Origin of the sequence: Methylibium sp. (assembly GCF_035762065.1) — a bacterium.
GTDB lineage: Bacteria > Pseudomonadota > Gammaproteobacteria > Burkholderiales > Burkholderiaceae_C > Methylibium.
The window spans coordinates 109,522-121,724 of record NZ_DASTPW010000050.1; the positions used below are offsets into that span (position 1 = coordinate 109,522).

The window sequence follows — 12,203 nt, forward strand, 5'->3', positions numbered from 1 at the left end:
CGCGCGGCCGGCTGACGCCTCAGTCGGCGCTGCGCGCGGCGAGCGTGGCGGCCGGTGCCTCGGGCCGGACTTCCGCCGCCGCCGTCGCGGCGCGCGCCGCGGCCGAGGCGCCTTCCAGCGGCGCCGCCCCCGCCGCGGGCAGATCGATGCTTACCTCCCAGCCTTCGCCCTGCGGCCCGCTCGAAAGCACCGCGCCGAGCGCCGCGGCGCGCCTTTGCATGTTCGCCAGCCCGCGCCCGGCGGCGGTGACCGCCGGCACGAACAGCGGCAGCGAGCCCTGTTCGCCGACCGGCTCGCCCGCCGGCCCGCGCTGCGGCAGGCCGTTGTCGGCGATCACCAGCCGCAGGCCGCCGCCCTCGCGCTCGAACAGCCGCAGCCAGACCACGCTGGCCTGCGCGTGCTTGATCACGTTGGTCAGCGCCTCGCGCACGATGCGCAGCACGTGCAGCGTCTCGCCGGCGGCAAGCATCGCGTCGCCGGCCTCTTCGCCGATCTGCCAGACCAGCCGCACGCCGGCCGCACGCAGCGTCGGCTCGACGCGGAAGCGCAGCGCGGCCAGCGCCTCGACCAGCGGCCGGTCGGTCTCGAGCGAGTCGAGCGCGATGCGCAGCTCGACCAGGCAATCGTCGAGCGTCAGGCGCAGCTCGCGCATGGGTTCGTCGGTCGCGCGCGCGGCACCGCCGACCGGCGCCGACGACTGCCGCTCGACCTGCGAGGCCAGCGCCATCGCGCCGACGAGGCGGCCGCCGAGGCCGTCGTGCATCTCGCGCAGGATGCGGTCGCGCTCGGCCAGCGCCGCCTGCTGGCGTTCGCCTTCGCGGCTCGCCTCGAACGAACGCTTCAGCTCGCGTTCCTTGCTCGCGACGCGGTCGGCCAGCTCGCGGTTGAGGTCGCCGAGCGCCGTCGCCGACCGCGCGAACTCGTCGACCAGCAGCCAGGCCAGCACCACCAGCAGCAGCAGGATCGTGTAGCGGCTCCAGGCCAGCGCGCCGTAGTCGTGCTGCATGCGGAAGATCCAGAAGTCGCGCGCGCCGACCGCCAGGCTCACCGCCGCGGCGCCCGCCAGCAGCAGCGCCGCGAGCGTGCGCAGCCGCCACGCGGCGAGCAGCAGCATCGCGGTGAGCCAGACGACGATCGCCAAGGTGCCGGCCAGCAGCAGCGTGCGCAGCACCGGCGCGTCGGACGCCCACAGCGCCACGCTCAGCAGCAGCGCGACGCCGCCCCAGGACGCGATCGCCTTGCGCGCCCGCGGCCCGTGCACCCCGGCGGCCGACAGCGCGTACAGCGCCATCAGCACGACGAACCAGGCGTAGGACGCATGGAACAGCACGCTCGCGAGCGGCCACCACGCGCCCCAGTCGTCGCCCGGCGGGCCGGAGACGCGCCAGGCCCACAGCAGGCTCGCGGCGCCGAAGCAGGCATAGACGCCGCGGCCCGTGCGAAACGCCAGCAGCAGCGCGAGCACGCCCATCACCAGCGCCGCCGTCGTGATGACCCAGGTGCCGTAGACCTCGTGGCGCACCAGCACGCGGTGGCGCGGCGCCAGCTCGGCGAGCGGGCCGACCCACACCGTGGACAGCCCGGCGTCGCGGCCGGGGCCGCCGATCACCTCGATCTCGGCCAGGTTGCCGTCGCCCTTGAGCAGCGCGATGGGCAGCGGCAGGAGCAGGGGCCCGCGCGCGAGGCCGGCGAGCGCACGCTGCTCGGCGCGCTGCTCCGCGCGCTGCTGCTCGGCGCGCTGCTGGGCGCGCGGCGACAGGCGCTGCGGTGCCGACGCCGCGGCTTCGGATGGATCGCCCGCGGCGACGGTGTCGAGCAGCATCGCGCCGTTCACCTGCACCCGCAGCGCCGGCCCGGCGCGTGGGATGAACAGCGCGGCCGGCCGCTCGCGCAGCGCCGCGGCCGGCAGCTCGACGCGGTACACCAGCGCGCCGTCGCGCCGCGGCGCGCTGGCCTCCCAGGCGTCGGGCAGCGTGACGCGGCGCGTGCCGCTCGCCTCGACCGTCAGCGCGTCGCGCACCTCGGTCGCCAGGCCCGCCTCTTCGTTCGGCTGCGCGCTCGCCTGAAGGCCGAGCAGCAGCGCGGCGGCCAGTGCGAACCGCCGCGCGCGGCCCCGCAGCGGATCGTTCATGACGGCTGCCTGGCGCGGCCGACGGTCGGGATCGTCAGCCGCGCGCGCGGCCGCCACCGATCCGGCTCGGCCGGTCCGCCAGCGGCGCCCCAGGGGCCACGACGGGGCCCTTCGCGCCCGCAGGGGAGCGGCGCAGCCGCGACGGGGGGGTCGTCATTCACGCCCAGCCCGGCCGCGACTTCGTCTCGGCCGCAAGCCGGCTGCGCTGGCCGAGCTGCAGCTTGCGGTAGACGTTGCGCACCGCGGCGGCCACCGCGCGCGGCGTCGTCAGCAGCCGCTCGGCGATCTCCTCGCCGACGTAGCCCTGCGCGACGAGGCGCAGCACCTCGTGCTCGCGCACGCTGATCTCGTAGTCGCGCGCGTCGTCGAAGTCCATCAGGCCGCTGACCGGGCCGCCGGCCGCGTGCAGCTCGTCGCGCGAGGCGGCCGGCGCGCGGCGCGCGTCGTCCAGCGGCGCCGGCTCGCGGAAGCGCTTCAGCAGGTGCCGCGCGATCGCCGGCGAGATCGGCGACTCCCCACGCGCGGCCTGCTCGACGGCCTGCACCAGCTCCTCGGCGGTGCAGCCCTTCAGGAAGTAGCCGTCGGCGCCGGCCTCGATCGCGCGGATCACCCGCGCCTCGTCGCCGAACACCGAGAACACGAGGATGTGCGGATGCCACACGCCGTCGATCGCCGGCGCGTGGCTCAGCTCGCCGATGAGATCGGTGCCGTCGCCGTCGGGCAGGCCCAGGTCGGTGAGCAGCACGTCGGGCCGCACGTGCGGCAGGTCCTCGCGCGCGATCGCGAGCCGGTTGGCGTGGCCGACGCAGCGGATGCCCGGCGCGTCCTCGAAGGCGTCGCGCACGTGCTGCGAAACGAGGGGATCGTCTTCGACGAGGTAGACCTTCAGCGGATTCGGCACCGTGGACTCCTGGGGGCGGGGCGGGCCGATTGTCTCGCTGCGCGCGCCGCGCCGCGCCGGGCTGACGCCCGGCCAGGGCCTGCCGTGCGTCAGCCCGGCGACCGCTCGCGCGCGACCAGCCGCAGCAGCGCCTGCGCATGCGGCCGCGTCGCCGCGGCGGCTTCGGCCTCGAGCGCGCGGTAGTGCTGCAGCACGGCCGTGCCGGTGGGCGTGAGCACCGCGCCGCCGCCGGTGGCGCCGCCATGCGCCGTCTCGACGACGGGCGCGATGAGCGTCGCGTTCATCTCGTCGAGCAGCAGCCAGGCGCGCCGGTACGACATGCCCAGCGCGCGCGCCGCCCCGGCGATCGAGCCTTGCTCGCGCACGGCTTCGAGCAGATCGACCTTGCCGGGCCCGATCGGCACCACGTCGCCCAGGCTCACCCGCACCCGGAAGCGCAGCCGCGGCGGGCCGGCCTTCGCATGCGCGCCGGCGCGCGGCGGGGCGCTCACGGCGTCTGCAGCGCGAACGAGTGCGAGCTCGCGCGCGGCCAGTAGAGGCGGAAGACCTGCTGCGGCCAGTCGGCCGCGCCGCGCTCGGCGGCGAGCAGCTCGCCTTGCTCGACGAAGGGCAGCAGCGTCGACAGCAGCCGGACCTCGTGCTCGGCGGTGCGCTTGACGATGTGCGCCGCCGTGATGTCCTGCGGGTGCCCGAGCCCGGCGGCCTGCACCAGCTCCTTGAGCGCATGCAGCGTCTCGCGGTGGAACATGAAGACGCGGTCGGCCTTGGTCGGCACGACCAGCGCCTTCTGGCGCTGCGGGTCCTGCGTCGTCACGCCGGTCGGGCAGTGGCCGGTGTGGCAGGCCTGGGCCTGGATGCAGCCGAGCGCGAACATGAAGCCGCGCGCCGCGTTGCACCAGTCGGCGCCGAGCGCCATCAGCCGCGCGATGTCGAAGGCGCTGACCACCTTGCCGGCCGCGCCGAGCTTGACCCGTTCGCGCAGGCCCAGCCCGACCAGCGTGTTGTGCACCAGCAGCAGGCCCTCCTGCAGCGGCGCGCCGACATGGTCGGTGAATTCGAGCGGCGCGGCGCCGGTGCCGCCTTCGGTGCCGTCGATCACGATGAAGTCGGGCAGCAGCCGGGTCTCGCGCATCGCCTTCGCCAGCGCGAACCATTCCCAGGGGTGGCCGATGCACAGCTTGAAGCCGACCGGCTTGCCGCCCGAGAGCGTGCGCAGCTTCTCGATGAACTGCATCAGCTCGACGGGCGTGCGGAACGCCGAGTGGCTCGCCGGGCTCACGCAATCGACGCCGACCGGCACGCCGCGCGCCGCGGCGATCTCGGCGCTGACCTTCGGGCCGGGCAGCACGCCGCCGTGGCCGGGCTTCGCGCCCTGGCTCAGCTTGATCTCGATCATCTTCACTTGAGGGTCGCGCGCGTTGGCCGTGAAGCGCTCTTCGCTGAAGCTGCCGTCGAGGTTGCGACAGCCGAAGTAGCCCGAGCCGATCTCCCAGATCAGGTCGCCGCCGTGCTCGCGGTGGTGCGCGCTGATGCTGCCTTCGCCGGTGTCGTGCGCGAAATGGCCGCGCTGCGCGCCGAGGTTCAGCGCCCGGATCGCGTTGGCCGACAGCGCGCCGAAGCTCATCGCCGAGATGTTGAAGATCGACGCCGAGTACGGCTGGGTGCAGCTCGAATGCGTGCCGACGGTGATGCGGAAGTCGTGGTCGGCCAGCGTGGTGGGGGCGATCGAGTGGTTGAGCCATTCGAAGCCAACGGCGCCGACGTCGAGCTGCGTGCCGAAGGGGCGCTTGTCCGGCTCGCCCTTGGCGCGCTGGTAGACGAGGCTGCGTTGCTGGCGCGAGAACGGCGTGCGCTCCCGGTCGCTCTCGATGAAGTACTGGCGGATCTCGGGCCGGATGAACTCGAAGAAGAAGCGCAGGTGGCCGATCACCGGGTAGTTGCGCAGGATCGAGTGGCGGCTCTGGCGCAGATCGCGCACGCCGACGCCGACCAGCCCGGCGAACACGAACGTCGCGAGCGCGGCACCGAGGCCGCCGGCGATCGTCCAGACGAAGGCCGCGAGCAGCAGCCCCACCCCGGCGGCGAGCCAGGCGACGTAGCGCACCGGGAAGTGATCGTCCAGGCGCAGCAACCAGGCCTTCATCGTGCGCGTCCTTCTGCCGTACCGCGGCGGCGGCGATGCTAGTCGGCTGCCTACACTTTCGCGCGATGCCGTTCTCCATCGAAGCCCTGCGCCACCGCCTGCGCGCCCTCGGCGCCGGCCCGGGCCACGAAGCGAGCGTGCTGCGGCACTGGCTGCAGGCCAAGCCGCAGCTGCCGCGCAGCCCGCGCGAGGCGATCCTGCCGGCGCCGCTGCGGGCCGCCCTGCCGGCGATCGAAGCCGAGCTGGCCTCGCTTGCCCGCGTGCGCAGCGCACATCCGGCCGAGGACGGCGCCGAGCGCCTGCTGGTCCAGCTGGCCGACGGCGAGACGATTGAGAGCGTGCTGCTGCCCCCGACCGAGGGACGCGGCCCTGGCGGGCCGATGGGCGGGCTGTGCGTCTCCACACAGGTGGGCTGCGCGGTCGGCTGCGGCTTCTGCATGACCGGCCAGGGCGGCCTGCGCCGGCATCTGACGAGCGCCGAGATCGCCGCGCAGCTCGCCCTCGCGCGTGCGCGGCGCGCGGTGCGCAAGGTGGTGTTCATGGGCATGGGCGAGCCGGCGCACAACCTCGACGCGGTGCTCGAGGCGATCGAGGCGATGGGCACGGCCGGCGGCATCGGCCACAAGGAGCTGGTGTTCTCCACCGTCGGCGATCCGCGCGCGTTCGACCGGCTCGATGCGATCCCGCCCGGCCGTGTGCGGCCGGCGCTCGCGCTGTCGCTGCATTCGACGAACGCCGCGCGCCGCGCCGAGCTCCTGCCGCGCGCGCCGCAGCTCGAGCCGCAGGTGCTGGTCGATCGGGCCTGCGCCTATGCCGACGCGAGCGGCTACCCGCTGCAGGTTCAGTGGACGCTCATCGAGGGGGTGAACGACGGCGACGACGAGCTCGACGGCCTCGTGCGGCTGCTCGCGGGCCGCCGCGTGGTGCTGAACCTCATCCCGTACAACGCGGTGCCGGGCCTGGCTTTCGCGCGGCCACCGGCCGAGCGAGCCGCCGAGCTGGCGCGCCGTCTGCATCGCGCCGGCGTGCTGACCAAGCTGCGGCGCTCGGCCGGGCAGGACGTGGACGCCGGTTGCGGGCAGTTGCGCGCACGCAGCGACGTGGTGCGCATCGCGCGCACTGCGCGGCAAGCCGCCGCTGCGCACCCTGGCCGGCAGGACGGCCTCGCGCGCCCGGTGCACGAGGCTGCCGCCGACTCTCAGCGCGGCGGGGCCCGGTACCAGTAGCTCGCGTCGCTGGCGGCGGCGTAGTGCAGCGGGTTGCTGGTCGACGCCGCGGAGAAAGTGGCGGTGCAGCCGGCGATCGCGCCCGGGTTGCCGCGGAAGCTCCAGTACACCGGGCAGAACTGCTGCGCGACTTGCGCGCGGCAGGTGTCGAGGTCGGGCGGGCTGCTGTTCGCGTAGTGGTTGGAGACGAAGCTCCAGGCTTGCGCCTGCAGGCTCGCCGCGGCCGTCGCGCTCACGCCCGCGGGCACCGGCGCGCCGGCCGGCGAGCGCTGGTAGACGGCCGAGTAGGTCAGCAGCGCCGCGTAGTACATCGCGGTCGGCGTCAGGTGCACCGCGTCGCGGAACAGCCGGTTGACCGTCTCGCTGGTGTTCGCGCCGGTGATGCCGGCCACGTTGCCCTGCGTCGCGCGCTCGACCAGATCGGCCAGCGCCGCGCCAATCGGCAGCGCGGTGATGCGGTCGTTGCGGCGCTCGGCCGCCAGCGAGGTGTTGATCCGCGTCGCGATGCACTGCCAGGCCGGCGAGGCCGCGCGCTCATGGGCGATCCAGGCGCGCGGGTCGCTCTTGTCGTCGATCTCGGCCCAGGTCTCATAGAAGTAGGTACGCGCGGCGGCGTTGCCTTCGATCGCCCGCTCGTGGAAGTGCCGCAGGTTGCGCACCGTGTTCTCGTACTGCAGCGAGCCGAGCAGGTCGAAGCGTTCGGCGATCACCAGCGTGTCGTAGCGGTCGCCGCCGAGCGTCTGCGGGTTGCGCAGCTCGTCGATGACGTTCATGTTGCTGCCGTCGCGGTTCTTGCCGAGGCGGTAGCCGGAGAAGTCCCCCTGCGCCTCGGTGCGCACGCGGATCGGCGAGCCGAGCACGATCTGCTCGTTGTACTTGGCCGCGTTGCTGCCGATCAGGCCGTTGGCGATCAGCAGGACGTTGTCGCCGAGCGGGTTGTCGGCCAGGCTGTGGCCGGTGATGAAGAGGCGTGCGCTGCTCTTCGCGCTGCCCCAGGGCGCCGGCGCCGGCGTGGCGGCAGCGACAGGGGCAGGGGCAGGGGCAGGACCCGGCGCGGGCGCCGGGCCGGCGCCGGCCGGTGCGGGCGAGGGGGCGGCGCTGGCGGCTTCGGTGCCTGCGTCACCGCCGCCGCCGCCGCAGGCGCTGGCGCCGAGCAGTGCGACCAGCGCCATCAAGCCGCGCAGCCGGTGTCGCGCGTCGCGGCCTTGGCGTTCGAAGAGATCGGTGGAAGCTGCCACGGCGGCAGGCAGGGGGCAGGGACGGCACGTCATGGAACACCTCGGTCGCGAAAACGCCAGCCCAACGGCTCGGCAAGCCGCGTGCGCAAGCGGGGCGCGATGGCGCCGGGCAAGGGCCGGCCTCCTGCGACGCAAGTGCCCGCTACACTGCCGCCCGGCGCCGATTTGGACCGGCTTGCGGGCGCTGAATAAATGCTGCTAAGTGGGGCCCGACCACCTCGTCGCCCGGCCTCGCTGTGTTGAACGCGAGGCCGTGTCGTTTGTGCAGGACGGGCATGTCATGTCGGGATCGGTGGGCGTCGTCGCGCCGCAATCGCTGCTTCTGGGTGAGCCGCTGCCGCTGCAAAGCGGCGCGGTGCTGCGCGAGTGCACGCTGGTCTACGAGACCTACGGCCGGCTGAATGCCGAGCGCAGCAACGCGGTGCTGGTCTGCCATGCGCTGAACGCGAGCCACCACGTCGCCGGCCGCCACGAAGGCATCGAGAAGAGCGAAGGCTGGTGGGACAACCTCGTCGGGCCCGGCAAGCCGCTCGACACCGACCGCTTCTTCGTCGTTGGCGTCAACAACCCGGGCTCCTGCTTCGGCTCGACCGGCCCGACCCACCCGAACCCCGACCCGGCCGCCAACGGCCGGCTGTACGGCGCCGACTTCCCGGTCGTCACCGTCGAGGACTGGGTCGACGCGCAGGCGCGGCTGCTCGACGCGCTGGGCATCGCGCAACTCGCTGCGGTGATCGGCGGCAGCCTGGGCGGCATGCAGGCCTTGAGCTGGACGCTGCGGTATCCCGGGCGGGTGCGGCACGCGGTCGTGGTGGCCTCGGCGCCGAATCTTTCGGCACAGAACATCGCGTTCAACGAGGTGGCGCGCCGCGCGATCGTCACCGACCCCGACTTCCACGACGGCCACTTCTACGAGCACGGCACGCTGCCGCGCCGGGGCCTGCGGGTCGCCAGGATGATCGGCCACATCACCTACCTGAGCGACGACGCGATGGGCAGCAAGTTCGGCCGCCAGCGGCTGGCCGAGCAGCTCGCCTACAGCACGCAGGACATCGAGTTCCAAATCGAAAGCTACCTGCGCCACCAGGGCGACAAGTTCAGCGAGTACTTCGACGCCAACACCTACCTGCTGATCACCCGCGCGCTGGACTACTTCGATCCGGCGCGCGCGCACGGCGGCGACCTGGCGTGCGCGCTGGCGCCGGCAAGCGCGAAGTTCCTCGTGGTGAGCTTCACCACCGACTGGCGCTTCTCGCCCGAGCGCAGCCGCGAGATCGTTGCGGCGCTGCTCGCGAACCGGCGCGAGGTGAGCTACGCCGAGATCGACGCGCCGCACGGCCACGACGCCTTCCTGATGGACGACCCGCGCTACCACGGCGTCTTGCGCGCCTACTTCGAGCGCATTGCGCTCGAAGTAGGCGCTGTGCGCCGCGATGGCGCTCCTCTCCCCGCCCCTCTTCTCCAAGAGGAGAGGGCTCCAGTCAGTTCGGCGATCAAGGGCTTCGCACGATGAGCGAGCGCCGCGACCTCGAAGTGATCGCCTCGCTGGTGCCGCGGGGCTCGCGCGTGCTCGACCTCGGCTGCGGCGACGGCGCGCTGCTCGCGCTGCTGCGCGAGCAGCGCGGCTGCAGCGGCTACGGCGTCGAGCTCGACGACGCCAAGCTCGTCGAATGCGTGCGGCGCGGGCTGTCGGTGGTGCAGCTCAACCTCGAAGACGGCCTGGCAATTTTCGGCGACCGTGCCTTCGACGTCGTGATCCAGCTCGACACGCTGCAGAACCTGCGCCACCTCGCCGAGGTGCTCGACGAGACGGTGCGCGTCGGCCGCATCGGCATCGTCAGCTTCCCGAACTTCGCGCACTGGCCGAACCGGCTCGCGGTGAGCCTGGGGCGCATGCCGGTCACGAAGGCGCTGCCCTACCAGTGGTACGACACGCCCAACCTGCGCGTGGGCACCTTCGCCGACTTCGAGGTGCTCGCCCGCGCCCGGGGCCTGCGCGTGATCGACAGCTTCGGCCTGCGCGACGGCGTGCCGGTGCGGCGGTGGCCGAACCTGCTCGCGAGCACCGCGGTCTTCGTCGTCGAACGCGGCGCGGCATGAGTCGGCTGGCGTGACGCAGGCGGCGCGCGCCGCGTGCAACAAGTCCGCAAAGGCGCGCGCCGGCGCGTCCCGCGTCCCGGGGGTCGCGATCGATCGCGCGAAGCCGGCGGTTAGGCTTTCGCCATGACCCGCGCCGAGAGCCGAGCCCGATGGCCCCAACGATCGCCTACCTGCTCAACACCTACCCGCTGACCAGCACCACCTTCATCCGCCGCGAGATCGCGGCGCTGGAGGCCCGCGGCGTGCCGATCGCCCGCTATGCGGTGCGCCGCTGGGCCGAGCCGCTGGTCGAGCCGCGCGACATCGCCGACCAGCAGCGCACCCACTACCTGTTGAGCGGCAACGTCGCCGGGCTCGTCAAGGCCTTGTTCGCCGAGCTGCTGACCAACACGGCCGGCTTCGCGCGCGGCCTCAGGCTGTGGGCGCGGCTGTGCGCCAACCAGCGCGAGCTGTCGCCCCGCTTCGTCGCCTACCTGATGCAGGCCTGCTACTTCCGCCGGCGCTCGGCGGCCGACGGCATCGGCCACGTCCACGCGCACTTCTCGACCAACGCGACCGCGGTCGCGATGCTCGCCCACGCGATGGGCGGCGCGGGCTACAGCTTCACCGCGCACGGCCCCGACGAGTTCGTCGACCCGACGCCCAACAGCGTCGGCCTGAAGGTGCAGCGCGCGGCCTTCGTCGTCGCGATCTCGCAGTACTGCCGCACGCGGCTCGTGCTTGCGGCCGGCATGGCGAGCTGGCCGAAGATCGTCCTCGGCCGCTGCGGCCTCGCGCTCGACGACTTCCGCCCCGACTACCGCTTCGAGCCGGGCAGGCTCGACTTCGTCTGCGTCGGCCGGCTGTGTCCGCAGAAGGCGCAGGTGCTGATCCCGCCGGCGCTCGCCTTGCTGAAGGCCGAGTTCCCGGCGCTCAAGGTCCACTTCGTCGGCGGTGGCGAATCGCGCGCGGCGCTGGAGGCGGCGATCGCCGAGCACGGGGTGGCCGATCAGGTGGTGCTGCACGGCTGGCAGGGCAACGACCGCGTCAAGGAGCTGCTCGCCCACGGCCGCGCGCTGCTGCTGCCGAGCTTCGCCGAAGGCCTGCCGGTGGTGATCATGGAAGCGCTCGCGATGGGGCGGCCGGTGATCTCGACCTACATCGCCGGCATCCCGGAGCTGGTCGACGAAGGCTGCGGCTGGATCGTGCCGGCCGGTTCGGTGGAGGCCCTCGCCGACGCGCTGCGGGCCGCGGCGCGGGCGACGCCGGCCGAGCTGGAGGCGAAGGCGCGCGAGGGACGCGCTCGCGTCGAGCGGCAGCACGACGTGAACGAGCTCGCGCGGATCCTCGAGGCGCAGTTCGCCGCGCGCGCCTGAGCCTCAGCCGCCGCGCGCCTGCGCGAACAGGGCGCGGTACAGCGCGGTCGTCTGCGGGTGCGGCGCGACGCCCAGCGCGCCGCGTAGCGCCTGCACGCAGGCCCGGTACTGCCGCTCGACGCGCGCCGGCTGCGCGAGCCGCGCGTAGGAGCGCATCAGCAGCCGGTGCGCTTCCTCGGCGCAGCCGTCCAGCGCGAGCATGCGGTGCGCGTGCTCGATGCAGGCCGGCTCGTCGCGCGCGGCGAACCTCGACTCGGCCAGCGTGCGCAAGGCGAGGAGCGCGCGGTCGTTGAAGCGCTGGCGCAGCGGTTCCAGCCAGGCCTCGCCGCGTTCGGTGGCGACGAGCTCGCCGCGCGTCAGCGCGAGCGCGGCCGCGAGCGCCGCTTCCTGCGGCGCGCCGGGGCCGAGCGCCTGGGCCGCGTCGAGCGCGGCATCGAAGCATTCGGTGTCGAGCCAGATCGAAAGACCGGGCTTCAGCTCGACGATCCCGTCGGCGCAGCGCACCGCATCCAGCCCCAGCCCGCAGCCCTGCAGCAGCCGGCGCAGCCGGTGGATCGCGACGTGCAGGTTGTTGCGGGCGGCCTCGGGTTCGATCTCGGGCCAGAAGGTCTCGAGCACCGCCTGCCGCGTCGTCGGCCGCTCGCGATGCAGCAGCAGGTACTTGAGCAGCGATTTCGCGCGGCTCGCCGGCCAGTCCAGCACCGCGACGCCGCGCACCTGCAGCGCGAAGGGCCCGAGCAGCCGCGCCGCGAGATCGGCCTCGGCCTCGGCGGGCGCGATGCCGGCGGCTCCGCGCCGGTCGCCCTGCCGGCGAGAGGCGCGCATGCGGCGCTCGGGCGTGAGTAAGCCGCAGCCGCTTGCCGGCGAGAGCTCGCGCAGCGCAGCGCTGTCGGTGCGCGCCGGCGCTTGGTCGTCGCAGACGCGCGCGGCTTCGGGGCGGGCGGCAGACATGCAGCCCACCTTAGGCGACGCGCGCGGCGCCTGACCTCCGTCGAGCGTGGGAGCCAGCCACGATGCGAGGCCGATGCGTCCCTTCGGCGATGGACAGGCACCGGACGCCGCACCGGCGGCCGCGAAGAAAAAACCTCTCGGTTTCGGTACAAGCCCGC

At 73.7% G+C, this 12,203-nt stretch carries 10 protein-coding genes; 4 read left to right on the forward strand and 6 right to left on the reverse strand.

Annotated elements, in window-relative coordinates:
* Window positions 1-19: 19 nt before the first annotated feature.
* The 4 genes from VFR90_RS15180 to VFR90_RS15195 form a co-directional block, all read right to left on the reverse strand.
* The gene (locus VFR90_RS15180) at window positions 20-2,131 is read right to left on the reverse strand and encodes a sensor histidine kinase (protein ID WP_326406989.1); all 2,112 of its coding nucleotides are present in this window, start codon (window positions 2,129-2,131) and stop codon (window positions 20-22) included.
* A gap of 157 nt (window positions 2,132-2,288) precedes the next feature.
* Window positions 2,289-3,032, reverse strand: coding sequence for a response regulator (locus VFR90_RS15185; protein ID WP_326406990.1), 744 nt, complete (start codon window positions 3,030-3,032; stop codon window positions 2,289-2,291).
* 89 nt (window positions 3,033-3,121) lie between these two features.
* Window positions 3,122-3,523, reverse strand: coding sequence for a winged helix-turn-helix domain-containing protein (locus VFR90_RS15190; protein ID WP_326406991.1), 402 nt, complete (start codon window positions 3,521-3,523; stop codon window positions 3,122-3,124).
* Window positions 3,520-5,175 (reverse strand): FMN-binding glutamate synthase family protein, encoded by a 1,656-nt coding sequence (locus VFR90_RS15195; protein WP_326406992.1) that lies wholly within the window; start codon window positions 5,173-5,175, stop codon window positions 3,520-3,522. The genes VFR90_RS15190 and VFR90_RS15195 overlap by 4 nt, the downstream gene beginning before the upstream one ends.
* A 65-nt stretch (window positions 5,176-5,240) precedes the next feature.
* On the opposite strand from VFR90_RS15195, the gene VFR90_RS15200 reads away from it, so the two are divergent.
* On the forward strand, window positions 5,241-6,401 hold the full coding sequence (locus VFR90_RS15200) for an RNA methyltransferase (protein WP_326406993.1): 1,161 nt from the start codon (window positions 5,241-5,243) through the stop codon (window positions 6,399-6,401).
* Here VFR90_RS15200 and VFR90_RS15205 read toward each other — a convergent pair.
* Window positions 6,374-7,639 (reverse strand): hypothetical protein, encoded by a 1,266-nt coding sequence (locus VFR90_RS15205; RefSeq protein WP_326406994.1) that lies wholly within the window; start codon window positions 7,637-7,639, stop codon window positions 6,374-6,376. The genes VFR90_RS15200 and VFR90_RS15205 overlap by 28 nt on opposite strands.
* Before the next feature lie 280 nt (window positions 7,640-7,919).
* Here VFR90_RS15205 and metX point away from each other — a divergent pair, with 280 nt between their 5' ends.
* From metX to VFR90_RS15220, 3 genes are all read left to right on the forward strand, one after another.
* Window positions 7,920-9,152 (forward strand): homoserine O-succinyltransferase MetX, encoded by a 1,233-nt coding sequence (gene metX, locus VFR90_RS15210; protein ID WP_326406995.1) that lies wholly within the window; start codon window positions 7,920-7,922, stop codon window positions 9,150-9,152.
* The gene (gene metW / locus VFR90_RS15215) at window positions 9,149-9,739 is read left to right on the forward strand and encodes a methionine biosynthesis protein MetW (protein WP_326406996.1); all 591 of its coding nucleotides are present in this window, start codon (window positions 9,149-9,151) and stop codon (window positions 9,737-9,739) included. Before metX ends, metW begins: the two co-directional genes overlap by 4 nt.
* Window positions 9,740-9,888: 149 nt before the next feature.
* Window positions 9,889-11,094, forward strand: coding sequence for a glycosyltransferase family 4 protein (locus VFR90_RS15220; RefSeq protein WP_326406997.1), 1,206 nt, complete (start codon window positions 9,889-9,891; stop codon window positions 11,092-11,094).
* A 3-nt stretch (window positions 11,095-11,097) separates the two neighbouring features.
* Here VFR90_RS15220 and VFR90_RS15225 read toward each other — a convergent pair whose 3' ends face one another.
* Complete coding sequence (locus VFR90_RS15225; RefSeq protein ID WP_326406998.1) at window positions 11,098-12,045, reverse strand: AfsR/SARP family transcriptional regulator; 948 nt, start codon at window positions 12,043-12,045, stop codon at window positions 11,098-11,100.
* Window positions 12,046-12,203: the final 158 nt, after the last annotated feature.